This is a genomic window from Aeromicrobium sp. NPDC092404 (genome assembly GCF_040684095.1).
In the GTDB taxonomy this organism is placed as follows: Bacteria; Actinomycetota; Actinomycetes; order Propionibacteriales; family Nocardioidaceae; genus Aeromicrobium.
Genome location: NZ_JBFBFI010000001.1, coordinates 1,474,736 through 1,500,416 on the forward strand (window position 1 = coordinate 1,474,736; position 25,681 = coordinate 1,500,416).

The 25,681-nt window shown below is 69.8% G+C and carries 15 protein-coding genes; all 15 read right to left on the minus strand.

Annotated elements, in window-relative coordinates:
- On the minus strand, window positions 1–3,396 hold the full coding sequence (locus AB0N22_RS07455) for an error-prone DNA polymerase (protein ID WP_364637701.1): 3,396 nt from the start codon (window positions 3,394–3,396) through the stop codon (window positions 1–3).
- A gap of 87 nt (window positions 3,397–3,483) precedes the next feature.
- Window positions 3,484–5,007, minus strand: a complete 1,524-nt coding sequence (locus AB0N22_RS07460; RefSeq protein ID WP_364637703.1) for a DNA polymerase Y family protein — start codon at window positions 5,005–5,007, stop codon at window positions 3,484–3,486.
- Window positions 5,008–5,658, minus strand: a complete 651-nt coding sequence (locus AB0N22_RS07465; protein WP_364637705.1) for a hypothetical protein — start codon at window positions 5,656–5,658, stop codon at window positions 5,008–5,010. It lies immediately after the preceding gene.
- 48 nt (window positions 5,659–5,706) lie between these two features.
- The gene (locus AB0N22_RS07470; protein ID WP_364637707.1) at window positions 5,707–7,698 is read right to left on the minus strand and encodes a S8 family serine peptidase; all 1,992 of its coding nucleotides are present in this window, start codon (window positions 7,696–7,698) and stop codon (window positions 5,707–5,709) included.
- Window positions 7,699–7,773: 75 nt separating this feature from the next.
- Window positions 7,774–9,486 carry an ABC transporter ATP-binding protein gene (locus AB0N22_RS07475; RefSeq protein ID WP_364637709.1) on the minus strand — a complete coding sequence of 571 codons (1,713 nt, stop codon included), beginning with the start codon at window positions 9,484–9,486 and terminating at the stop codon, window positions 7,774–7,776.
- Complete coding sequence (locus tag AB0N22_RS07480) at window positions 9,483–10,469, minus strand: ABC transporter permease (protein ID WP_364637711.1); 987 nt, start codon at window positions 10,467–10,469, stop codon at window positions 9,483–9,485. Before AB0N22_RS07480 ends, AB0N22_RS07475 begins: the two co-directional genes overlap by 4 nt.
- Entirely contained in the window at window positions 10,462–11,391 is a 930-nt protein-coding gene (locus AB0N22_RS07485) for an ABC transporter permease (RefSeq protein WP_364637713.1), read from the minus strand. Before AB0N22_RS07485 ends, AB0N22_RS07480 begins: the two co-directional genes overlap by 8 nt.
- A 170-nt stretch (window positions 11,392–11,561) precedes the next feature.
- A complete protein-coding gene (locus AB0N22_RS07490; protein ID WP_364637715.1) occupies window positions 11,562–13,163 on the minus strand; it encodes an ABC transporter substrate-binding protein in 1,602 nt (533 codons plus the stop codon).
- 297 nt (window positions 13,164–13,460) lie between these two features.
- Window positions 13,461–14,408 (minus strand): electron transfer flavoprotein subunit alpha/FixB family protein, encoded by a 948-nt coding sequence (locus tag AB0N22_RS07495; RefSeq protein ID WP_364637717.1) that lies wholly within the window; start codon window positions 14,406–14,408, stop codon window positions 13,461–13,463.
- A gap of 14 nt (window positions 14,409–14,422) precedes the next feature.
- On the minus strand, window positions 14,423–15,202 hold the full coding sequence (locus tag AB0N22_RS07500) for an electron transfer flavoprotein subunit beta/FixA family protein (protein ID WP_364637719.1): 780 nt from the start codon (window positions 15,200–15,202) through the stop codon (window positions 14,423–14,425).
- Between the two features lie 188 nt (window positions 15,203–15,390).
- Window positions 15,391–17,691 (minus strand): hypothetical protein, encoded by a 2,301-nt coding sequence (locus AB0N22_RS07505; RefSeq protein ID WP_364637721.1) that lies wholly within the window; start codon window positions 17,689–17,691, stop codon window positions 15,391–15,393.
- Window positions 17,633–20,350, minus strand: coding sequence for a hypothetical protein (locus AB0N22_RS07510; protein WP_364637723.1), 2,718 nt, complete (start codon window positions 20,348–20,350; stop codon window positions 17,633–17,635). Before AB0N22_RS07510 ends, AB0N22_RS07505 begins: the two co-directional genes overlap by 59 nt.
- A 196-nt stretch (window positions 20,351–20,546) precedes the next feature.
- Window positions 20,547–22,445, minus strand: a complete 1,899-nt coding sequence (gene glgB, locus AB0N22_RS07515; RefSeq protein ID WP_364637725.1) for a 1,4-alpha-glucan branching protein GlgB — start codon at window positions 22,443–22,445, stop codon at window positions 20,547–20,549.
- Window positions 22,445–23,854: an aminoglycoside phosphotransferase gene (locus AB0N22_RS07520; protein ID WP_364637727.1), complete on the minus strand. Its 1,410-nt coding sequence runs from the start codon at window positions 23,852–23,854 to the stop codon at window positions 22,445–22,447. The genes glgB and AB0N22_RS07520 overlap by 1 nt, the downstream gene beginning before the upstream one ends.
- On the minus strand, window positions 23,851–25,671 hold the full coding sequence (treS, locus tag AB0N22_RS07525; RefSeq protein ID WP_364637729.1) for a maltose alpha-D-glucosyltransferase: 1,821 nt from the start codon (window positions 25,669–25,671) through the stop codon (window positions 23,851–23,853). The genes AB0N22_RS07520 and treS overlap by 4 nt, the downstream gene beginning before the upstream one ends.
- Window positions 25,672–25,681 lie beyond the last annotated feature (10 nt).

The following is a 25,681-nucleotide window of genomic DNA, read 5'->3' on the forward strand; positions in this document are numbered from 1 at the left end:
TCACCGGAAGTCGCGGCCCTGGTGCCTCGCCGGGATCGCGGCGGCGGCCTCGGGATAGACCGTCTCGATGCGCTCGAGCTTGTCGGCCACGAGGTTGGTCACGCCGTCGAACCGCTCGAGCTTGCCGCGGATGATCATCCCCGCGGAGTTGCGGGCGACCCGACGATGACGCTGCCACAAGGCGTGGGAGCACACCACGTTGAGCATCCCCGTCTCGTCCTCGAGATTGAGGAAGGTCGTCCCGTCGGCCGTCGCGGGGCGCTGCCGGTGCGTGATCAGGCCGGCGACCTTGACCCGGCGCCCGGACTCACCCTCGGCGAGCCCGGCGACCGAGCAGATGCCTTCCGAGGTCAGCAGGGGGCGGAGGAACTCCACCGGATGCTTCTCGGGTGAGATCCGGGTCGCCCACAGGTCGGCCATGGTCTCCTCGACCTCGGTCATGCCCGGCAGCATCGGCGGCGGGGCCTGGACCGAGGTGCCCTCGAGCTGGTCGGGGTTCTCGACGTAGCCGGCGTTCCACAACGCCTGCCGCCGCGAGAGGCCGAACCCGTCGAACGCCCCCGCGGTCGCCAGCGACTCCATCTGGGCGACGGTCAGACCGGTGCGACGTGACACGTCGGCCATGTCCTTGAACGGCTGCCGGTCCCGCTCGGCCACGATCCGCCGGGCCACCTCCAGCCCGATGCCCTGCACCTCGTCGAGCCCCAGGCGTACGGCGAAGTTGCCGTCGCGGCGGTGCTCGACGGTCGGGTCGGGGGTGCCACGGACGAACCGCTCGACCGGGGGCTGCTCGCGGGCCAGGCAGCTGTCGAGCCCGGTCGCCTCGGCCGAGTCCATCACGTCGAGGTCGGCCTGGGCCTGCGAGTGCACGATGTCCGGCCGCAGGATCGTGACGCCATGGTGGCGGGCGTCGGTCACGAGCGACTGCGGCGAGTAGAAGCCCATCGGCTGGTTGCGCAGCAGCGCAGCCAGGAACGCCGCCGGATAGTGCAGCTTGAGCCACGAGCTGGCATAGACCAGCAGGGCGAAGCTCAACGCGTGGCTCTCGGCGAAGCCGAAGTTGGCGAACGACTGGATCTTGACGTAGATCGCATCGGCCTCCTCGCCCGTGATGCCGTGCGCGGCCATGCCCTCGTAGAGCTTGAGCCGCAGCGACTCGATGCGCTCGATGCCGCGCTTGGAGCCCATCGCGCGGCGCAGCAGGTCGGCCTCGTCGCCCGTGCAGCCACCCAGCTTGATCGCCATCTGCATGAGCTGCTCCTGGAACAGCGGGACGCCCAGCGTTCGCTCGAGCACCTCCTTGAGGGCTGGATGCGCGTATGTGACCGGCTCCCGGCCGGTGGCCCGGCGGATGTAGGGGTGCACCGCACCACCTTGGATCGGGCCGGGGCGGATCAGGGCGATCTCGATCGCGAGGTCGTAGTAGGACCGGGGTTGCAGGCGTGGCAGGGTGCCGATCTGGGCCCGGCTCTCGACCTGGAACACCCCGATCGAGTCGGCCCGGCACAGCATGTCGTAGACCGCGGCCTCCTCCTTGGGCATCGTGGCGAGGTCCCACTCCTCGCCGAGGTGCTCGGCGACGATCCGCATCGTGTGGTCGAGCGCGCCGAGCATGCCCAGGCCCAGCAGGTCGAACTTGACCAGCCCCATCCACTCGCACGCGTCCTTGTCCCACTGCAGCACCGTGCGGTCGTCCATGCGGCCGCGCTCGATGGGACAGACCTCGCCGATGGGCCGCTCGGTGAGGATCATCCCGCCGGAGTGGATGCCGAGGTGACGCGGACCGCCGAGCAGCTGCTGCGCCAGCGACACGACCTGCGGCGGCACCTCGGACGTGTCCTGTGCCGTGATCGAGCTCCACGCGTCGATCTGCTTGGACCACGCGTCCTGCTGCCCGGGCGAGTGGCCCAGCGCCTTGGCGGCATCGCGTACGGCCGACCGGGGCCGATAGGTGATGATGTTGGCGACCTGGGCGGCGTTGCGCCGGCCGTACGTCTGGTAGACCCACTGGATGATCTCCTCGCGCCGGTCGGAGTCGAAGTCGACGTCGATGTCGGGCTCCTCCTCACGCGTCGTGGCGAGGAAGCGCTCGAACGGCAGGTTGTAGAAGATCGAGTCGACCGCCGTGATGCCCAACGCGTAGCAGAGCGCGGAGTTGGCCGAGGAGCCCCGGCCCTGGCACAGGATCTTGCGCCGCCTGGCCTCCTTGACGATGTCGCGGACGATCAGGAAGTAGCCCGGGAAGTCCTTCTCCTCGATGACCTTGAGCTCACGATCGATGCGTTCGCGCGCCTCGTCGACGTTGTGGGCGTAGCGCTCCTGGATGCCCTGCTCAGCCAGCTCGCGGAGGTAGCTCATCGCGGTGTGCCCCTCGGGGATGCCGCGGTGGGGCAGCCGGGGTCTCGCGGCGCGCAGGTCGAACGCGAGCTCGTCGGCGATCGCGACCGTACGGTGGACCGCCCCCGGGAATCTCGCAAAAAGCGCCATCATCTCCGCGCCGGAGCGCAGGTGCGCCGCCCCGGTCGCCGGCAGCCAGCCATCCATCTCGGCCAGGCTGCGGCGGGCCCGGACCGCCGCCATCGCGGCGGCGAGCTGGCGGGCGGCGGGCTTGGCGAAGTGCACGTTGTTGCTCGCGATCGTCGGCAGCCCGTGCATCGCGGCGAGCTCGGCGAGGGCGTCGTTGGTGACGCTGTCGGCCGGGAAGCCATGGTCGATCAGCTCGACGACGACGTTGTCGAGGCCGAACAGCGCGGTGAGCCGGTCGAGGGCCGCTGCCGCCTCGTCGCGACCACCGGTGGCGAGCCCCTGGCGGACATGACCCTTGCGGCACCCGGTGAGGATCAGCCAGTGGTCGCGGCCCCGCTCGGCGAGCTCCTCGAGGTCGTAGACGGGCCGGCCCTTCTCGTCGCCCCGGAAGTGCGCGTCGGTCATGGCGGCGGCGAGCCGGTGGTAGCCCTCGACCCCTCGCGCGAGGACCAGCAGATGGTTGCCCTCGGGGTCGGCCACGCCGTTCTGCGGCTTGCCGAGCCCGATCGACAGCTCGGCGCCGAAGACCGTCCTGAGCCCGGCATCGGCATACTTCAGGGCTTCCTCGGCGAACCGTGGAGCGCCGTAGAACCCGTCGTGATCGGTCAGGGCCAGTCCGTGCAGGCCGAGACCGATCGCCTCCTCGACCAGCTCCTCGGGACCGCTGGCCCCGTCGAGAAAGCTGAAGTTGCTGTGGCAGTGCAGCTCGGCGTAGGGCACGACGGGACCGGGCGGACGCTGGAGCGCCTTGGGCTCGGTCTTGGCGCGCTTGCGCGACCAGCCCGGTGCATCACCGCCGTTGGGCTCGGGCTTGCCGGACAGTCGACGCTCGAGCTCACGCCACGAGACGTCCGGGTTGTTCCAGTTCACCCGTGCTCACATCCCCGATGGGAGTGACGTTGTGGTCGGGTATGCGCGGCGTTTCGCGGCCGAAACGTCACTGCCAGCGGGGTCTGGTCAGTCATAGCGCGCCTCTGTCCACCAGGAGCCGCTCTCCACGATCATGAGATAGGCGCTGCCGTCGACACCGACGACCTGGAAGCGGGCGATGCGGCGGGCGGCGGCCTCGTCCCACCACTGGTCGTCGACCGGCCACGGCCCGGCCCACGACGCCACCGGCTGCCAGTCCTGGCCGGCCGCGGCGCGGAAGCGGGCGGGCTCCCCCGTCACCATGCCACGACCGGTGACCCCGATGGCCTGCCCCTCGGCGCCGACGACCATGGCCTGCTGCGGCTCGGGATAGACCGTCGCCGGTGCGGGCGGCGGCAGGCTGCCCGGCCACGGCAGCCCCACCGCTCGGGCGGCGACGGGGCGCTCGCCCCACGGGGCGAGCAGCCGCCGCTCGGCGGGCCCGCGGCCGCCCTGCACCGACACCGAGACGACCGCCTCGTGGCCGACGATGCTCTGCACCCGGGCCACCCCGCGCTCGACCCGCTCGTCGGGGCCACCACCGAAGAGGCTGTCGGCGTGATCACCGAGCGGCTCGGTGACCTGGGGGATCAGGCGCACGGCGTCGACCGACGCCTTGATCGCGCCGTCGACCTGCAGCTGCCAGCGGACCCGGTCGACCAGGTCCGTCGGGCCGAACCAGCGGGGATGCATCCACTGCCGCGACGTCGCCAGCGAGCCGTCGGTGTCGACCTCGATCAGCACCGTCGTGCACACCAGGCCGTGGCCGGCGAGATCGGTGACGAACTTCTCGGCCGTCGTCCGCACGCTGAACGCGATCTGCTCGGCCAGGTCGAGCGGCGGCTCCAGCACGAGCGTCGCCTCGAACTCCGGAGGCACCTGCCGGCGACTGATCGGCTGCGGGTTGAGGCCACGGGCCATGCGGTGCAGGAGCTCGCCGTGCGTGCCGAACCGGGTGTGCACGTCGGCCGGCGACAAGGCGGCGAAGTCGCCCAGGGTCAGCAGGCCCATGCGGCGCAGCAACCCCACCATCGCCTCGTCGTCGAGCGCGTCGATCGGCAGGTCGCGCAGGTACTGGGCTGATCCGCCCGGGGGCACGACGAGGCTGTCCTGCGCCAGGGCCCGGCGGGCGGCCTGCTCGGCGGCGAAGAGCCCGTCGGCGATGCCGGCGCGGACGTCCCACACCCCCAGGCGTACGAGCCGCTCGGCGATGACCGCCGCCGCCTCGGCCTCACCACCGTAGAACCGGGCCGGCACGTTGATCGCGCAGAGGCCCGGCCGCAGCGGAGCGACACCTGGGCTGAGCTCCTCGATCGCGGCCAGCACCGCCTCGAACGCCCGCGCATCGGCATCGGGGTTGTAGTCGTGCAGGACCAGGTCCGGGCACCGCGACTGGGCATCGCGCCGCCGCATCCCCCGGCGTACGCCGTCGGCACGGGCGGCCTGCGAGCAGGCCAGCACCTGACCCTTGTGGAGCACGGCAGCCGGCATCGAGGCCGGGCTCTCGACCGCGACGACCGGCCAGTCAGGCGCCCACAGCACCATCGTGCGGCCCTTGGACGGAGCAGGCATCTAGCCCACGCTCCGCAGCTGCACGGGCTGTTGCTCGACCGGCCGGATGGCCTGGTCACGGTCGGGCAGCCACAGCCGTCCGGTGCGCGGCGGAGCCGTGCCACGACGGACCTCGACCGTGACCCGGCGCGCCTGCAGGTGCCCGTGCCCACGTCCCAGCCCGACCCACTCGGCATCGCGGAGCGACAGCCGGGCGTCACAGCGCGGCCAGTCGCCGTAGGCGATGAGGACGCTCCCCCGTTGGCGCAGCCGGGCGCCGATGCGGCTGACGTCCTTGGCCGAGACGCCTGACGGAGCGGCCACCACCACGACGCCCAGCACGTCGATCAGGGCGGCCGTCGCCTCGAGCCAGGCCTTGCCCGGGTCGGGCACCAGGATCGTCCGGCGCAGCTCGACACCCGCGGCCGCGGCGGCCTCGAGGCCGAACTCCGCAGAGCCGACGACAGCGCACCAGGCACCGTCGGCCGAGGGCCCGGCCATGAGGGCCATCGCCAGGCTGGCCGAGTCGACCGCATAGCTCGATCCGGTCTGCAGCTGCAGGAGTCCGGCGAAGGCAGGGTGGGTCGCGACGGGCTGCGCCGCCGGGCGGCCCTGCATCTGGTCGACGCGGGCTCGCAGCTCGTCCAAGGTCGGGGCAGGAGCGACGGTCATTGACCCATCTTCGAACATGTGTTCGAAGGAGTCAATCCGTCGGAGGGACTACTTCGACACACTCACCGAGACGCTCGGCGACCACTTCGCGGCCACCTGCGAGGTGCCGTTGTAGCGCACCTGGACCTGGTGCTGCCCGGTCGTCCCGAACACCGGGAGCCGCACCCGTACGGCACCGGAGACCAGCGTGGCGCTCGAGATCCGGCGACCGTCAACGTACACCCCGACGGTGCCCGACGGTGACTGTCCCTGGGCGGCGCTCACGGTCACGTAGGCGTACAGCCGCGACAGCTTCACCCGCGCACGCGTCGACGACAGGCGCAGCGTGACCGTCGCCGACGCCTTGGGCACCACCTTGGCCACCGAGAGCCCGGAGAAGTCCGGGTAGCCCCGGGTGTGCGCCGTCGAGCGCACCGTCAGGGTGCGGCCGACATCGGCACCCGTCAGCTCGTACGACGTGCCGGTCGCCCCCGCGATCGCGGCGCCGTTGCGCAGCCACGCGTACGTCACCGAGTCGGGACTGCCGTTCCAGTCCCCCGGCGTCAGCGACACCGTGCTGCCGACCGTGGCACCTCCCGACAGGGTCGCCTGCCCGACCGGGGCCGGGATCCTCGCCAGGTTGAGGATGCCCGCGCCGCAGACCGTGCGCTCGGCACCGGTCGTCGGGTCCTGCGAGATGCAGGTGTAGTAGCCGTCGAGGTCCGGCGGCTTGACCGCCGACGCCTTGAGCACCTGTACGACCTCGTCGTTCGTGAAGTCACCCAGCGAGCGGACCAGCGCGGCAGCGGCCGAGACGGCCGGCGCGGCCATCGAGGTGCCGGCCAGCTGGCGGTACGTCGCGCGCACCGGTCCCGACGTCCCCGAGTCGACGGTCGACCAGATGCCCTGGCCCTCGCCGGTCTCCCCGCCCGGCGCCATCATCCCGATGGTGTAGCCGGCGTTCGTGTACGACGTGGGGCTGCCGTCGATGTCCGTGGCGCCCACCGACAGCACACCCCGGCAGTTGGCGGGCGTACGGGACAGGACCACCCTGCCCTGGTTGCCCGCCGAGGCCACCACGATCGCGCCGCGTGACCGCGCCTCGTCGATCACGTCTTGATAGGCCGCGGGGCACGCGTAGTCGCTGACGCTGCTCGACAGCGAGAGGTTGATGACGTCGGCGGGGTTCGCGTTGCGCGGGACCCCCGGGACGTACCCTCCGGACGCCCAACGGATCCCGGCGACCACGTCGGACATCGCGGCTCCGCACTGACCTGCGACACGTACGGCCTGGAGGGCGACCCCGGGCGCGATGCCGGAGATCCCCATCCCGTTGTTGCGCAACGCCCCGACGATGCCGGCCACGTGCGTGCCGTGCCACGTGCTGGCATGCGCCGAGCACAACGATCCGTTGGACCCGTTGCCCGGGTCCGCAGGGCTGGCGTCGCGGCCGTTCCCGTCCTCGGCGTTGCGGCTGTCGGCGATCATGTCGTAGCCCGGGACCGTCTGCTTCGCCAGGTCGGGGTGCGCCACGAGGCCGCTGTCGACGATCGCGACGACGACGGATCTTCGTCCCGTCGTCGCCTCCCACAGCGTGGGCGCGGCGATGCTGTAGTCGACCGCGGCCTCACCGTCCTCATCCGTCGAGTCCGACATCACCGGCACGGGCGACCACAGGTTGGTCTGCCGCTGGAAGTAGGTGTCGTTGGGCACCGAGTCGCTCGTGGCGACGAGGTCGGGACTGACGCCGGACACGTCCGGGAGCGCGTTGAGCAGGCTGCTCAGCAGTCGTACGGTCGAGGCCGGCAGCGCCCGGTCGAACCGCAGCGACACCGTCGACCCGCCCAACGGCGTCTGCTCCACGATGTCCCGGCCGACCAGCTTCGAGACCCGGCGCAGCGTCTTATCGGGAAGCAGCCCCGAGGTCGAGACGATCAGCCCGGTCGCCCGCTGTGACGTCGCCGCCGGTGGGGGCGACTCGTCGTCAGTGGCCGCCTGGGCCACCGTCGGCAGCACCAGGCAGCACGCCGCGATCATGGAGGAGAGCGTCCAGCGCCTCATGCCGACCCTTCGCTAGGACCCTCTCCCACCGGTCAGCGTAGGGCACCAGCCGGACAACCGGCAACGACAGCCCGATCAGGCCCCCAGCTCGATCGATGCGCCCGGAATGGCGTCCAGCAGCTTGCGCGTGTAGTCCTTCTGCGGATCGTCGAAGACCTGGGCGACCGTCGCGGCCTCCACGATCTTGCCGTTCTGCATCACGACCACGTCGTCGGCGATCTGCCGGACGACTGCGAGGTCGTGCGTGATGAACAGGTAGCTGAGACCCAGCTCGGCCTGCAGGTCGTTGAGCAGCTCCAGGATCTGCGCCTGGACCAGCACGTCGAGGGCCGAGACGGCCTCGTCGCAGATCACGACCTCCGGCTCGAGTGCCAGCGCCCGTGCGATCGCCACGCGCTGGCGCTGACCGCCCGAGAGCTCACCGGGATAGCGCGACATCACGGTGGTCGGCAGCGAGACCTTGTCGAGCAGGTCCCGTACGCGCGCCTCGCGCTCCTTCTTGGTGCCCACGTCGTGGGTGCGGAGCGGCTCCTCGATCGACTGGTAGATCGAGTACAGCGGGTCGAGTGACGCATAGGGGTTCTGGAAGACCGGCTGCATCTGCCGCCGCAGCTTGAGGCGCTCGGCCTTGGACTGGAGCCCGCTCACGTCGCGGCCGTCGAACAGCACACGACCCGACGTGGGCGGCAGCAGGTCGAGGACCATGCGCGCGACAGTCGACTTGCCGGACCCCGACTCCCCCACGATCGCCGTGGTCGTACCACGCCGAAGGCTGAACGACACGTCGTCGACGGCCGGGAAGTCGACCTTCTGCCACGGCTTGGCACCGCGGAGCGTGAACACCTTGGTGAGGTTCTCCACCACGATGATGTCGTCGCGTCCTTCTCCGAACTCGGACTCGCTGTGAGCGATCTCCTCGGCGATCTCGGCTGCGGTCTGGACCGCCTGCTCACGGACCTCGGCGCGAGCGCGCACCGACGACAGGCGCTGCGACGCGATCGACGGCGCCTTGGCGACCAGGCGCTTGGTGTACGGATGCTGCGGGTCCTGGAGGATCTCGCGGGCGGGGCCGGACTCGACGATCTTGCCGCGGTACATCACCACGAGGTGGTCGGCCCGTTCGGCGGCCAGTCCCAGGTCGTGGGTGATCAGCATGACGGCGATGCCGAGCGTGCTGGTCAGCTGGTCGAGGTGGTCCAGGATCTGCTTCTGCACCGTCACGTCCAGGGCGGACGTGGGCTCGTCGGCGATCAGCAGCTTGGGACGAGAGGCCAGTCCCATCGCGATCAACGCGCGTTGACGCATGCCGCCGGAGAACTCATGGGGATACTGCCGGGCGCGACGCTCAGCGTCCGGGAGGCCGGCCTCCTCGAGCAGCTCGACGACGCGCTTGTCGGCCTCGGCCCCGGTCGCCACGTCGTTGGCGACGAGTGCTTCCTTGATCTGCCGGCCCACACGCCACAACGGGTTGAGGTTGGACATCGGGTCCTGCGGGACCAGCCCGATGGAAGACCCGCGAAGTGCGAGGACCGCCTTGCGATCGGCCTGCGAGATGTCGTGCCCCTCGAACAGGATCTGACCGCCCATGACGTGACCGGACCCGGGCAGCAGGTCGATGACCGAGTGGGCGAGCGTGGACTTGCCGGAGCCGGACTCGCCGACGATCGCGATCGTCTGGCCGGGGAAGATGCTGAGGCTGGCACCGTCGACCGCCGTCAGGATCGTCTTCTTGCCGGTACGGAACCCGACCTGCAGGTCCTTGATCTCGAGCAGGGGGGTCTCGTTCATGACTTCCTCGCCTTCGGGTCGAGCGCTTCGCGGACGGCCTCACCCAGCAGGACGAAGCCGAGCACCGTGATCGCCAGCGCCGTCGCGGGGACCCACATGACGACGAGGTGCTGGCCCGACCGGACCAAGGTCTGGGCATCGGAGAGGTCGTTGCCCCACGAGACGATGGACTGGGGCAGGCCGAGCCCGAGGAACGAGAGCGCGGACTCCGACACGATGAAGACACCGAGCATGATCGTGGCCGACACGATGACCGGTGACAGGGCGTTGGGGACGATGTGACGGCGCAGGTTGGTGAGCTTGGACGCGCCGATCGCGGTGGCTGCGTCGACGAACTCCAGGTTCTTGACCTCCAGCACCGCACCTCTCATCTGACGGGTGATCTGCGGCCACGCGAAGAGGGCGAGCGCCATGACGACCACGAGGACGGAGGCCCAGAAGCCGCGGTCCTCCCAGACGTTGTTGATGACCGAGATGACCACGATGCACGCCAGCAGGAGCGGGATCGAGAAGAAGATGTCGCTGAGACGTGAGATCAGGGTGTCCGCGATCCCGCCGTAGAAGCCGGCCAGGGCACCGGTGATCATGCCCAGCAGGACCGTGACGAGGGTCGCCAGCAGTCCGACCGCCACCGAGGCGCGGGCGCCGTAGACGGTGCGGGCCCAGATGTCGGCGCCCTGGAAGTTGTAGCCGAACGGATGACCGTCGCTCGGAGGGGCGAACTGGTTGCCGAGGGAGGCCGCCTTGGGATCGGCGCTCGTGAACAACGTCGGGAACGCCACCATGACCGCCAGGACGAGGATGATCAGCGAGGCCAGCCAGAACAGCGGCGACTTGCGAAGGCGCTTCCAGGCCTCCTTCCACTGGCTCTCCGGCACCGCGTCGACATCGACCTCGTCGATCGCGCGCAGCGGTGTCTCGTCGAGGGGTGCGACGAAGCGCTCCTGGCCCGGGCGGATGTCGCCCGACTGCTTGTCATACATAGCGGATCCTCGGGTCGAGAACGGCGTACAAGAGGTCGACGATCAAGCTCATGAACACGTAGATCATCACCATGACCGCGACGACCGTCACGGTCACCGGAGCATCTCCACGGCTGACGGCGTCGAAGGCGAGGTTGCCGATTCCTTGCACGTTGAAGATGCCCTCGGTGATGATCGCGCCGGCCATGAGAGAGCCGAGGTTGATGCCGATGTAGGTGACGACCGGCACGAGCGAGTTGCGCAGCACGTGGTTGCGGATCACCAGGCCATTGGAGAGGCCCTTGGCGCGAGCCGTGCGGACGTGGTCGGCGCTCAAGTTGTTGGCGACCGACGTGCGGGTCAGGCGGGTCGTCGTGGCGATGTTGGCGATGGCCAGCACGAACGCCGGCAGGATCAGGTCGCCGATCGACCAGTCACCACCCACCGTGGCGGAGAAGATGGAGAACTTGACGCCGAACAGGAACTGCAGCACGAAGCCGACCACGAAGATCGGGACCGAGAGCAGGATCAGGGAGATCACCAGGGTGATCGAGTCGAAGACGCCGTTGCGGCGAAGACCGGCGATCGTGCCGACCACGATGCCGATGACGGCATCCATCGCCAGGGCCATGACGGCCAGGGTCGCGGTCACCGGAAGGGCGTTGCTGATCTTCTGGAAGACGGGCTGGCCGTCCAGCCCGACGAAGTCAGGGCTGAAGGTCAGGACGTCCTTGATGAAGTAGAGCCACTGGACGAGGAAGAAGTCGTTCATGTGGTACTGGTCGCGGATGGCCTGACGTACCTCGTCAGAGACCGGCTTGTTGCCGATCAGGCCATTGATCGGGTCACCGGGACGCAAGAACACCAACGCGTAGATGATCAGCGTGGCGCCGAGGAAAACCGGGATGGTCTGGAGCAGCCGCTTGGCGACGTACCACCACACGATGGGACCTCCTGGGGTCTGGAAGCGGGACCCCCGCGAGAGTCCGCTCCAACGTTACTCCGGAGTGTCAACCACGCAGGGGGACGGACCGCCCAGGTGAGGGCTGGTCCGAGAGGGCGGAACGAGCGGAGGCAGCCCGGTAGGGCTGCCTCCGCCGTCACATCAGCGAGCTACTTCGACAGTGCGTAGTAGTCCGGCTTCTGCTTCCAGTTGAACTTGTAACCGGTCAGATCCTTCGTGGTCACTGCGGTGGCGTTCTGGTACCACAGCGGGATGGCCGGCAGCTCCTCGAGGAGGATCGCCTGAGCCTCGTTGATCAGCTTGTAGCGCTCGTCGCCCTGGGCGGCGGACGCGTCAGCGATCAGCTTGTCGAACTCCTTGTTGCTGTAGTCACCATCGTTGGAGCCGGCGCCGGTCGCGTAGATCGGTCCGAGGTAGTTGAGCATCGACGGGTAGTCCGCCTGCCAACCGGTGCGGAACGGGGTCTTGATCTTGCGATCGGTGACGACCGTGCGCAGCTCGTCGAACGTCGGGTAGGCCTTCGGAGCGGCCTCGATGCCCAGCGTGTTCTTGATCTGGTTGGCCATCGCCTCGCTGAACTCCTTGTTGCCGGCGCCGTCGTTGTTGTAGGCCAGCTCGAACTTGCCGTCCCACTTGTCGATCGCGTCAGCCTCGGCCCACAGCTTCTTGGCCTCGGTCGGGTTGAACTCCAGGACCTCGTTGCCCGGGACGTCCTCGGTCCAGCCGTCGAGCACCGGTGAGGTGAAGTCCTTGGCCACGGTGCGAGCACCGTTGAAGATCTTGTCGACGATCTCCTCGCGGTTGGTCGCCATCGAGATGGCGGCGCGACGCAGCTTGCCCTCTTCACCGTCGAAGTGCGGCAGGCGCTCCGGGATGGTGAACGAGGAGAAGCTCGAGCCGGGCTCGTTGTAGGCCTTGACCGAGTCGTCTTCCTCGAAGGTGGTCAGCGCGCTCGGCGGGACCTGGTCCAGGACGTCGAGGTTGCCCGACTGCACGTCGGTGTAGGCCGCGTCGACCGAGTTGTAGAACTTGAACGTCAGGCCGCCGTTCTTGGCCTTGTGCGGTCCGTCGTAGTCCGGGTTCGGAACCAGGGAGATCTGCTTGTTCTTCTCCCAGCCCTTGTCGGACAGCTTGTAGGGACCGTTGCCGATCGGCTTGTCGCCGTACTCCTTGGTGATCTTGCCGGCCGAGTCGTAGGCCGACTCCGGGACCGGGAAGTACGCCGAGTAGCCGAGACGGAGGTTGAAGTCCGACTCCGGCTCCTTGAGCGTGATCGTGAAGGTCTTCTCGTCGACGACCTTGAGGCCGGAGACCGTCTCGGCGCCCTCGACCGTGTTGCCGACGTCGTCGGTGCCCTCGATCGGGTAGAAGAAGTAGTTGTTGAGCTGCTTGTTGGCGGGGTTGGCGCCGTAGTTCCATGCCTTGACGAACGACTCGGCCGTGACGGGCGAGCCGTCGGTGAACTTCTTGCCGTCCTTGATCTTGGCGGTCCAGACGGTGCTGTCCTCGTTGGGCTCGACGGACTCGGCGACATCGTTGGTCACGGAGCCGTCGGTGTTGTAGGCCACCAGGCCGGAGAACAGGTTGTCGAGAGGATCTCCACCGCCGACCTCGTTCGTGGCGGTCGGGATCAGCGGGTTCTGGGGGTTGGTGCCATAGACAGTGATGACGGCGTCGGAGCTGCCGCCCTTGTCATCGTCGCCGCCACCGCAAGCAGCCAAGAACAGGCTGGCGGCAGCAGTCAACGCCACACCCGCAAGGCGAGTTCGCCGAGTGAGTCGCATGGAATCCTCCTGTGATTATGTGTGCACGCTGGCGCGCGCCCCCTATGACTATCACCACAGCAGGCTCGCGGGACAGCATCAGCGGGCTGCTTAATCAAAGTGTTACCAAAAGGTAGAGGCGGCCTGCGAAGCCCGAGTCAATAGTCAGGGCGGCTCATCCGCGGTGGTTCTCACGGGTCAGACCGGCGTACCACATGGTGGGACGCCGGGACGCGGCAACGGCCGGCTCACCATGGTGAGCCGGCCGTCGTGGGGAGGTGGTGCTCAGCCCTTGCGCTTCTTGATCTCCTCGGTGGCCTGCGGCAGGACGGCCTTGAGGTCGCCCACTACACCGAAGTCGACGAGCTCGAAGATCGGCGCCTCGTCGTCCTTGTTGACCGCCACGATCGTCTTGGACGTCTGCATGCCGGCGCGGTGCTGGATCGCGCCTGAGATGCCGTTGGCGACGTAGAGCTGCGGCGACACGGTCTTGCCGGTCTGGCCCACCTGGAACGAGTGCGGGTACCAGCCCGAGTCGACGGCCGCGCGGCTCGCGCCGACGGCTGCGCCGAGCGAGTCGGCGAACGACTCGACCTCGGTGAAGTCGCCGCCGGTGCCACGTCCACCCGACACCACGATCGCGGCCTCGGTCAGCTCCGGGCGACCCGAGGCCTCCTTGGGCTTGGACGACGTGATCTTGGCGGTCTTGGCGGCATCGGAGATGTCGGCGGTGACCGACTCGACGGCGCCGGCGGCCGGAGCGGCCTCGGGAGCGGTCGAGTTGGGCTTGACCGTGATGACGGGCGCACCCTGGGTGACGGCGGCCTTGACCGTGAAGTTGCCGGCGAAGACCGACTGCGTCGTGGTGATGCTGCCACCGTCGGCCTGGACGTCGACCGCGTCGCTGATCCAGCCGGACTCGGTCTTCAGCGCCACACGGGCGCTGATCTCCTTGCCCTCGGTGCTGGCGCCGACGAGCACGGCAGCCGGGCTCTTGTCGGCCACGAGCTGCGCGAGCGCCTCGGCCTTGGGGCCGACGAGGAACTCGTCGAACGCGGCATCTTCGTAGGTGTAGATCTTCTCTGCGCCGTACTCCTTGAGCGTGTCGGTGTCGGCGTTGCCGAACACGACAGCCGACGGCTCGCCGATGCGGCGGGCGATCGTCAGCAGCTCGAGGGAGGGCTTGGTGACCTTGCCGTCGGGGGCGTCGATCAGAACGAGTACTTCAGTCATAGTCAGTGCCCTTCTCAGACGAACTTCTTGGCGGCGAGGAACTCGACGAGCTTGGCGCCGCCGTCTCCCTCGTCCGTGACGATCTCGCCGGCGGTGCGCGGCGGGCGGGGCTCGAACGACTCGACCTTGGTCCAGGCGTTGTCGAGACCGACCGAGCCGGCGTCGAGGTCAAGGTCAGCCAGCGTCCACTCCTGGACGTCCTTCTTCTTGGCCGCCATGATGCCCTTGAACGACGGGTAGCGAGCCTCGCCGGACTGGTCGGTCACGCTGACGACGACCTTGCCGGACGCCTCGATCTCCTGCGTGGCGACGTCGCCGTCGCGGCGGATCTTGACGGTGTCACCGTCGACGCTGATCTCCGAGGCGAACGTGACGGCCGGCAGGCCCAGACGCTCGGCGACGAGCGTCGGGACAACACCGAGGCCGCCGTCGGTCGAGGCCATGCCGAAGAACACCAGGTCGTAGTCGAGCTTCTCGATGGCCTTGGCCAGCACCAACGACGTCGCGAAGGCGTCGGAGCCGTGGATCGCATCGTCCTGCACGTGCACGCCGGCGTCGGCGCCCATCTGCAGCGCCTTGCGCACGGCATCGGAGGCCTGCTCGGGGCCGACCGTCAGCACTGTGACCTCGCCCTCGCCGGCCTCCACGACCTGCAACGCCTGCTCGACCGCGTACTCGTCGAGCTCGGACAACAGACCGTCGACACCGACACGGTCGACGGTGTTATCGGCGCTGAAGGTCCGGTCAGCCGTGGCATCCGGTACGTACTTCACAGCGACAACGATTTTGGTCACGAGGACCCTCCTGTGAATCTGGGGCGCGACGACCGAACAGTCGCCACGGCAGTCTCTGGACTGGGCGAGAACCACCATTCCACGCCATCCGGCGCCGAGATGAGGCGGCCCTACGTCATCTGAATGTTACCTAGAGGTAGCAACGGGGGCGACACGTCGTGGGCATGGGTTAGGTCACACCCGCGCGCTCAGTCCTCTTCGGTCCGCGACCGCAGATAGGACTGCGCGAACATGCCGACGAGCACGTAGATCATTGCGCCGGCGCCCCAGGCCACGACCGCTTCCTTCATCTCGGCGTTGGCGCCACTGAAGCTGAAGACGTTCCGCAGCGGGCCGACGAGCACGTCACACACCGACGACAAGATGTCGAAGATGCCGTTGCTGTCGGTCGTGCCGAGCGCTGCCATGAGGGCCCCCGTCGCCAAGGCGAGCGAGCAGATCAACCCGACCACGCCGATCGTGACCGCCAGGGCCGCAACAGCATTGCGCCCTCCGTCGGGACCGTCGCCGTCGCGTCCCGCAGTCTTCTGACGCCAGCGGTCGAGGAACGAGACCTTGGGCTCCCGCGGCGCCTCGACGATGTGGTCGGCCTTCTTCTCGGCCCGCTGCGTGAGCTTGGCGCTGCGGGCGGCTGCCTTGGCCTCTTGGCGTTCGCGACGCGCGGCTGCCTTGGCCTCGTCGCGGGCCTGGCGGGCCGCCTTGGCGTCCTCGCGATCACGGCGCAGGGCCTCCCGCGTCGTCGTCGCCACCCGTGCGGCCTCGGGCGTGGCCTCGTCGTCCTGGGGCTGCTGCTCGTCCTGCTGCTCGGGCGCACCCGCGGTCTCGTCGGTCGTGTCGGTCTTGTCGGAGACTGCCGCGTCGGCGGCGACGTCGGGTTCTGGTTCTGCCGGCACCTCGACCTCGGCGGTGTCGTCCTGCCGGAGCTGATCGACGTCTGCGTCGCCCGTCGAAGCCGCGGGCTCGGCGACCGTCTCAGCGGGCGTACGCGCTGCCTGCTCGGCCTCCTCGCGCTGGATCCGCTCCTCGTGCTCGGCCTGCTCGCGAGCCCTGCGCTCGGCGTCCTTGGCCTCCTTGGCCTCCTGGCGCTCGGACCGGGCTGCCTGCTTGGCCGCAGCGCGCTCGCGACGGGCTGCGTCCTTGGCTTCCTGGCGCTCGCGGCGAGCCTCCTGCTTGCTCGTCGCCCGAGCGTGCTTGGCAGCACGGCGGACGTCTCCCTGCTCCTGCCGGGCAGCGAGTCGCGCGGCCTTGGCCTCCGTCTTGGGGTCGGTCGCGGGATCCGGCGCGACGGGCTCGTCGCCACGAGAGGCGTCCGCGACCTCACGACTGTCGGTATCGGGCCCGATGACGGCCTCGACGGCTTCCGGCGCGCTGTCCCGGAGGGCCGCTGCGCGGCCGGCTTCGTCGGTCACGTCGTCCCGCGTCGTCAGCTCCGGGGCGTGGAGCTCGGCCGTCTGCGTGTCGACCCGCGCCGCCGCCTTGGCCGCGGCAGCGTCGGTCCTGGCCTGGACCTTCGCGGCTGCGAGCTTCTCCCGCTCCTCGTTGCGCTGGCGGCGGGCTGCCTGCTTGGCCTCGAGGCGATCCAGCTTGGCCTGCTTGCGCTGTGCCTTGGCGTCCATACGAGCCTGCCGGGACGCCGTCTTGGCCTCGTCACGCTCGCGGCGCTGGGCGACCTTCGCCTCGGCGGCATCCGCCTCGGCCTTCTCACGTGCCAGCCGCTCCCGCTCCTCGGCCTCGCGCTGCTCCTTCTGCTCTGCCAGCTTCAGCCGTTCGGCCTCAAGCCGCTGGGCCAGTCCCACCGACTCGGCGGTGGGCGCCACCGGTTGCGGCTCGGGCTCCAACGCCGGCTCGGGCGCTGTGCTCTCAGCCGCGTCGTCGGACGTCTCCTGCTCACGTGCGGCTGCCTGGTCGGCCGCCTCCTGCTCACGTGCAGCCGCGGCCCGCTGGTCGGCCCGCTCCTGCTCCTCGCGGGCGCGCTGCTTCGCGAGCTCACGCTCCTGGCGCTCAGCGTTCTCCCGCTCCTCACGCTCGGCGCGCTTGGCGTTCTCCCGCTCCTCGCGCTCGGCGCGCTTGGCATTCTCCCGCTCCTCGTGGAGCTGGCGCTTGGCCTGCTCTGCTTCCTCCCGCGCCTGGCGCTTGGCGTCAGCCCGTGCCTGGGCTGCCTCTTCACGCTCGCGGCGCGCGGCCGCCTTGGCCTCCTCGCGCTCCCGGCGGCGGGCCGCCTTCAGCTCACGACGGGTCGGCTTGGCCTCGGGCGCCGGGACGTCGGTCGGCGCGACGCTCTGCAGCGGCTCGACGACCGGGGCGTCGACGATCGGTCCAGGGACGTCGACGGCGTCGTCGACGTCAGCGTGCTCCGACGCACCGGTCGGCGCGTCGTCGGAGTCCTCGTCGCTCTCGAGCTCGGCGACGATCGAACCGGCAGTCAGGACCTCACTTGCGGCGGACGACCCTTTTTTTGATCTTGGGGGCGACCTGCCCGGAGTCGTCATTCACCTCCTCGGGCGAATGATCATCGGAGGTGTCAGTGTCATCGGGCGCCTCGTCGACATATTCGTCGACGAGCGGCTCGGGCGTCGTCAGCGGGGTGGTTGCTGACGAGTGGTTGGCCATCACGATGTGTTCCTGCGCGACGCGTTCGGCCTCGGCCTCGGCAGCGGCGACCCATTCGAGAGCCGTGCGCTCGGCCTCCTGCAGCTTCTCCTCCGCGGCGGAACGAGCCGCGGCGACGGCCTGGCTGAGCCGCTCCTGCGCGTCCCGCTTGGACTGGACCGTGACCCGTTCGGCCTCGGCCTGCGCAGCAGCGACACGCTCGCGAGCGTCCTGCTCGGACTTCTCGGCGAGCCGGCGTGCCTCGGCCTGGGCCTGGGCGATGCGCTCGGCTGCGTCCTTCTCGGCCTGGGCGATCTTGCGCTCGGCATCGAGGCGTGCAGCCTCGACGTCCTCGGCGAGCTTGCGCTCGGCCTGCTCGCGGGCCTCTCCCGCGAGCCGCGCGGCCTCGTTGGCCTCGGCGGCGACGCGCTCGGCCTCAGCCTGCGCCGCGCGGATCTTCTCCGCGGCCATGCGCTCGGCCTCGGCCAGCTTGGCGGCGGCCTCGGCACGCTCGGCCTCGGCCTCCTTGGCCAGCTTGTCGGCCTCTTCGTTGGCTCGCTCGACGAGCGCCTTGGCCTCGTCGCGCTCGCGGGCGAGCTCGGCGGCTGCCTCAGCGTGCCGCTGAGCGGCTTCTGCGGCCAGTCGGTCGGCCTGCACCTTGGCCGCGACGAGCTTCTCCTCCGCGGCGCGCTCGGCGTCGGAGACGCGTACGGCGATGGCGACGCGCTCGGCAGCGGTCTCCTGGGCGAACTTCTCGGCCTCGGCCTTGGCCGCGGCGACGTGGGCACCCGCGGACTCCTCGGCCTCGCGTATGGTCCGCTCGGCCTCTGCCTTGACCTCGGCCAGTCGGGCGTCGGCCTCCTCGCGCTCCTTGGCCAGCTGAGCCAGGGCGGCCTCGCGGTCAGCGGCGGCCTGCTGGGCGACCTTCTCGGCCTCGGCCTGCGCCGCGGCGACGTGGCTCGCGGACGTGCGGTCGGCATCGGCGACGATGCGCTCGGCCTCGGCCTTGACCTCGACCAGGCGGGCGTCAGCGGCTTCGCGCTCCTTGGCCAGCTGGGTCAGGGCGGCTTCACGGTCGGCGGCAGCCTGGGCGGCGACCTTCTCGGCCTCCGCACGGGCGGCCTCGATACGACGCTGGGCGTCCTGCTCGGCTGCCTCGAGGCGCCGTGTCGCGGCTTCCTCTGCGGCCTTCTCGGACTCGGCGAGGCGGCGTTCGGCGACGCGCTTGGCCTCCGCCTCTGCCTCCTCGGCCAGACGAAGCGCCTCGGCGTTGGCCTGCTCGATGCGCTGCTGGGCCTGGCGCTCGGCCTCGGCCTTCGCTGCGGCGACTCGCTCGTCGGCTGCCTTCTGGAGCTCGGCGATCTTGGCAGCGGCTGCGGCCCGCTCGCGCTCGATCTCGGCGGTGACGCGGTCAGCCTCCTGCTGCGCGGCACTGACCCGGTCGGCGGCGGCCTGCTCGGCGGCCTTGAGCTTCTGGGCGGCGATCTCGCGCTGGGCCGCTTCGTCGGACTGCAGCCGTGCGGAGACCTCCGCACGCTCGCGTGCCGCCTCCTCCATCAGACGGGCCGCCTCGGCTCGAGCGGCCGCGACCCGCTGCTGGGCAGCGGCGCTGGCGGCAGCCAGCTTCTCGGCGAACGTCGCGGGAACCGCCTCGCCCGAAGGCGTCTCGTCGCGGACCGGTTCCGGCGCACGCTCAGGCTCGCGGGCCGGCTCAGGCTCGCGTACGGGCTCCGGTGCACGCTCGGCCACCGGCTCGGGAGCACGTTCGGGCTCGGCGACGGGTTCCGGCTGCGGCTCGGCGACCGGCTCGGCCTCAGCGACCGGTGCCGGCTCCTGCGCGGGCGCTTCGTTCTCGAGCGTCTCGACGACGCGTTCCTCGACCACCTGCGGCTGCGCCTCGGCGACCTCGGGCTGAGGTGCCGGCGGGGCGTCGTCCCCGGAGAGCTCGCCGGCGGTCGGCGCTCCTCCCACTCGCGAGAAGGGCGACTCGCGCGGCGTGTCGTCGACGGCGGGCTGCTCAGCGGTGGTCTCGGCCGGGGTGTCGGAGCGGGCGGGCTCCTCGGCCTGCTTGCGGTCGTTGAACGCCTGGAACGTCACGGTCGGTGCAGGGTCGGGCTCGACCTGGTCGGGCGGCGTCGCCACGGCTTCGCGTGCGGCGTTGAGCTTCTCGGCAAGGGTCTTCTCCTGCGGAGCCTCTTCGGCCGGCGGGTCGTCGCGGCGTACAGCGTGGCGCTTGGACGCGGCGAAGGCCTTGGCGGCGGCGCGCTCGGCCTTGCGCTGCTCGGCAGCGGCCTGACGCGCGGCTCGGGCGGCGGCCCGGCGTGCACGGGGGCTGTCGTCGCCGCCGGTGTCAGCTGACGAGTCGTCGATGCTGGCCGCGGCCTTCGCGAGTGCGTCGCCGTGCTTGGGTCGTGAGGACGAGTCGTCCTTGGTCGAGCCGGTGTCCCGGCCCGTGGTGGGAGCACTGTCCGCTTCATCGCTCTCGAGCATGTCGGCCGCGACCTGCAACGGGTCGGCGCGCCGACGCTCGACCGGCTGATTGGACTCTGAGTCGGTCATGACTCCCTTTCATCTTCACCGCTAGTGGCACTTCGTTGCTCAGTATGCCCCATGCGTACCGTGTGTCACATCGGTTCCGGCCACCGGGCGACCCGTGCCGCGCGCGCCCGAAGGCGGCCCGACGGAGTCACATGAGGACCAACGATCGTCACCGCCGGAAAGTCATGTCGACGGTGCACCCGTCGCTGTGACGGCGCTAGGCCGGTGCCAGCCAGACGACACCGGCAGGCGGGAGCTGGAGCAGCGCGGAGGCCGGCTGACCGTGCCACGCCTCGGCCTCGGCCTCGACCGCGCCGAGGTTGCCGACGCCGGATCCGCCGTAGATCTCGCTGTCGGTGTTGATGACCTCGCGCCACGTGCCGGCCGTCGGCAGGCCGACCCGGTAGTCGTGGTGGGGGCTGCCCGAGAAGTTGGCGATGCACGCGACCGTGGATCCGTCCGCACCGATCCGCAGGAAGCAGATGACGTTGCCGGCCACGTCGCTGGCATCGATCCAGCGGAAGCCCTCCGGCCGGCTGTCGGCGGAGTAGAGCGCCGGCGCCGAGCGGTAGTAGGTGTTGAGGTCGCTGACGAGGTGGAGGATGCCGGAGTGCAGCGGCTGCTCGAGCTCGTTCCACGCGAGGGACCGCGCCTCGGCCCACTCCCCCTCCTGCCCGAACTCGCCGCCCATGAACAGCATCTGCTTGCCCGGGTGGGCCCACATGAACGCCAGCAGGGCACGTACGCCCGCCGCCTTGTTCCAGTCGTCACCCGGCATGCGCTGCCACAACGAGCCCTTGCCGTGGACGACCTCGTCGTGGGACAGCGGCAGGATGAAGTTCTCGGTCCAGGCGTAGTCGATCGAGAACGTCATCTCGCCGTGGTGGTACGACCGGTGGACCGGTTCGTGCCCGAGGTAGTCGAGCGTGTCGTGCATCCAGCCCATGTTCCACTTGAAGCCGAAGCCCAGGCCGCCGTTGTCGGTCGGGCTGCTGACGCCGGGCCAGGCCGTCGACTCCTCGGCGACCATCACGACACCCGGGTGGTGCTTGTAGACCGTCGCGTTGAGCTCCTGCAGGAGCTGGACGGCCTCGAGGTTCTCGCGGCCGCCGTGCTTGTTGGCGACCCACTGCCCGTCCTTGCGGGAGTAGTCGAGGTAGAGCATCGACGCCACCGCATCGACGCGCAGCCCGTCCAGGTGGAACTCCTCGAGCCAGAACAGCGCGTTGGCGACGAGGAAGTTGCGCACCTCGGGGCGGCCGAAGTCGAAGACGTACGTGCCCCAGTCGGGCTGCTCGCCCCTGCGCGGGTCGGGGTGCTCGTAGAGAGGAGTGCCGTCGAAGCGCGCCAGCGCCCACTCGTCACGCGGGAAGTGCGCGGGGACCCAGTCGACGATGACGCCGAAGCCGCGCTGGTGCAGCTCGTCGACGAACCAGCGGAAGTCGTCGGGCGAGCCGAAGCGCGACGTCGGCGCGTAGTAGGAGGTGACCTGGTAGCCCCACGAGCCGCCGAACGGGTGCTCGGCGATCGGCATCAGCTCGACGTGGGTGAAGCCGGTCTCGGTGAGGTAGTCCGCCAGCTCGTCGGCGAGCTCGCGGTAGTCAAGACCCGGCCGCCACGAGCCGAGGTGCACCTCGTAGATGCTCATCGGCGCGTCGAGCCAGGCCGTGGAGTCGCGCTTGGCGATCCACGCGTCGTCGGCCCAGGTGTGCTGGGGTGTCGTGACGACCGAAGCCGTCGCGGGCGGCACCTCGGCACGGAACGCCATCGGGTCGGCCTTCTCGTGCCACTGCCCGTCGGGGCCGAGGATCCGGAACTTGTAGTGCGTACCGATCCCGATGCCCGGGACGAACAGGTCCCACACGCCGGCGCTGCCGAGCGAGCGCATAGGGTGCTCGCCGCTGTCCCAGAAGTTGAAGTCACCGGCGACCTGGACGGCCTGCGCGTTGGGGGCCCACACCGCGAACGAGGTGCCCTCGACGGGGCCGTCGGGCCCCTCATACGTACGCACGTGGGCGCCGAGCACCTCCCAGAGCCGCTCGTGCCGCCCTTCGCTGATGAGGTGCAGGTCGAGCTCGCCGACCGCTGCCGGCCAGGAGTACGTCTGGGGTTCCATCACTGACCCTCCGTCATGATGCGTTCGATCGACGCCAGCGGGACCGACAGCCAGTCGGGCCGGTTGGCGTGCTCGTAGGACACCTCGTAGACCGCCTTGTCGAGCTCGAGGGCTCGCAGCAGGTCTGCACTGTCTCGCGGATCCGCGCCGGCGACCTTGCCGTAGCCGTCGCAGAACGCCGCCCGGTTGCGGCGCGACCACTGCATCGCTCTAGCGGTGCGATCGGGGTCGTCGGGCTGGCCGACCAGCAGCTGCTGTGCGGCGTAGTCGAACGACCGGAGCATGCCCGCGACGTCGCGCAGGGGCGACCGCAGCGCCGATCGCTCGGCCAGGCTGGCGGCGGGCTCACCCTCGAAGTCGAGCAGCAGCCAGCCGTTGATCGTCCGCAGGACCTGGCCGAGGTGCAGGTCGCCGTGGACGAACTGCATCGACACGGGCTCGGACACCTCGGCGACCTTGGCGAACGCGGAGCGGAGCGCCGGCCCGTGGTCGGCGAGGGCTGGGAGCTCCGCGGTCACCCGGTCGAGTCGCTCGATCATCGCCGTGACGCTGCGCTCGAGCTCGGCGTCGTCGGCCTGCTCGGTGCCCAGCGCGGTCGCGAGGTCGGTGTGCACCCTCGCGACCGCCTTGCCCAGGCGGTAGGCCTCGCCGGCGAAGTCACCACCCACCTCCTCGGGCGCCAGCCCTCCGGAGTCGGCCATGAAGTCGCGCACGCTGGTGGTCGCCATGACCCAGCCGTCAGCGGCGTCGGGCATGAAGCGCTGCAGCATGCCGATCGTCAGCTCCTCGCCGTCGAGCTCACCCGAGATCGAGCCGAGCGGATCGGCGATGTGCGGGCAGTCCACGTCACGCAGCGCGCGGTGCAGCATGAGGTCCTTGTTGAGACCCGGGGTCAGCTTGCGGAACAGCTTGAGGATGTAGTGGTGGCCGTAGACGAGGGAGGTGTTGCTCTGCTCCGACGTGATCGGGTGAGCCCGCAGCCCGGAGGTGAGCTCGACGTCGGGCTCACGCTCGAAGCGCAGCTCGTCGACCTGCTCACCGGCGATGATCAGCTCGAGCAGCGCGGCCGTGAGGTCCGCGTCGCCGCTGGCCTCGTAGCAGGTGAGGCCGTTCTCGAGCCCGATCGACGACGACGCCGCCACGTCGGGGACCTGGCTCTGCCGGCTGCCGATCAGCAGCTGGTAGGGCTCGCTGCGGTCGCCCTGCTCGACCTCGACGACGAGGTGGATCAGCAGCGGGTCGCCGTCGAGCAGCGTCGTCCACGACAGCGGGCGTACGGCGCTGATCTCACGGTCCTTGCCGCCGAACCAGCGCTGCGTCGGCAGCCAGCCGGGCAGGGCCGTCGCGAGCTGCGCGACCAGCTCGTCGCGCGGCGACACGGCTTCGGTGGCTTCAACAGGTCCACTCATGTCTTGCTCCTTCGCTCTCCCTCGTCGCCGAGCTCGGACAGCTGGAACCAGTAGAAGCCGTGGCCCGGCAGCGTCAGCAGGTAGGGCAGCTCACCGATGCGCGGGAACCGCACGCTGCCGGTCAGCTCCACCGGGGTGTAGGACTCGTGCTCCGACAGGTCGAGCTCGACGGGCTGCGGGAACCTCGACAGGTTGTTGACGCACAGCACGACGTCCCGCTCGCCGTCGGGCCGCTCCCACACCCGCTTGTAGGCCAGCACGCTCGGGTTGGAGCCGCCGAGGTCGACGAACTCGCCCTCCGCGAACGCGTTGTGCTGCTTGCGGACCTCGATCATCCGGCGCGTCCAGTTGAGCAGCGACATCGCGTTGCCCTGCTGCGCCTCGACGTTGATCGCCTCGTAGCCGTAGGTCGGGTCCATGATCGGCGGCAGGTAGACGCGGCCGGGGTCGGAGCGGGAGAACCCTGCGTTGCGATCGGGCGACCACTGCATCGGCGTGCGGACGGCATCGCGGTCGCCCAGCCAGATGTTGTCGCCCATGCCGATCTCGTCGCCGTAGTAGAGGACCGGCGACCCGGGCAGGCTAAGCAGCATCGCGGTGAACAGCTCGAGCTGGTTGCGGTCGTTGTCGAGCAGCGGGGCGAGCCGCCGGCGGATGCCGATGTTGGCCTTCATGCGCGGATCGCTGGCGTACTCCTGGTACATGTAGTCGCGCTCGTCGTCCGTCACCATCTCGAGCGTCAGCTCGTCGTGGTTGCGCAGGAAGATGCCCCACTGCGTGCCCGACGGGATCTCGGGGGTCTGCGCGAGGATCTCCGAGATCGGGAACCGTGACTCGCGGCGGACGGCCATGAAGATGCGCGGCATGAGCGGGAAGTGGAACGCCATGTGGCACTCGTCGCCGCCGACCTTGGGATCGCCGAAGTACTCGACGACGTCGGACGGCCACTGGTTGGCCTCGGCGAGCAGGATGCGGCCGGGATACTCGCGGTCGACCGTCTCGCGGCACTTGCGCAGGTACTCGTGCGTGCGCGGGAGGTTCTCGCAGTTGGTGCCCTCCTCCTCGAACAGGTAGGGCACGGCATCGAGCCGGAACCCGTCGATGCCGAGGTCCAGCCAGAACCGCAGCACGTCGAGCATCGCCTCCTGGACCTCTTCGTTCTCGAAGTTGAGGTCGGGCTGGTGGCTGAAGAAGCGGTGCCAGAAGAACTGGCCGCGCACGGGGTCGTACGTCCAGTTGGACGACTCGGTGTCGACGAAGATGACGCGCGCGTCGGAGTACGCCGAGTCGTCGTCGCTCCACACGTAGTAGTCGCCGTAGGGCCCGTCGGGGTCGTTGCGGGACTGCTGGAACCACGGGTGCGCGTCGGAGGTGTGGTTGAGGACGAGGTCGGTGATGACCCGGATGTCGCGCTTGTGCGCCTCCTCCAGCAGGTAGACGAAGTCGTCGACCGTGCCGAACTCCGGCAGCACGGCGCGGAAGTCGCTGATGTCGTACCCGCCGTCGCGCAGGGGCGAGGCGTAGAACGGCGGCAGCCACAGGCAGTCGACGCCCAGCCACTGGAGGTAGTCCAGCTTGTCGGCGAGCCCGCGCAGGTCGCCGGTGCCGTCGCCGTTGGAGTCGGAGAAGGCACGCACGAGGACCTCGTAGAAGACCGCCCGCTTGAACCACTCGGGGTCGCTCGTCGCCTGCTCGGCGTGGCCGAAGTCGTCGGCCTGGGGCTCGACGAGCGTGCCGTCCTCGGCGATCGCCTCCCCGGTGTGCGGCGTCTCCTCCAGCCCCACCAGTCCGGCATCGGGGGCGGGGTCGTGTGGCATGTGCGTCACC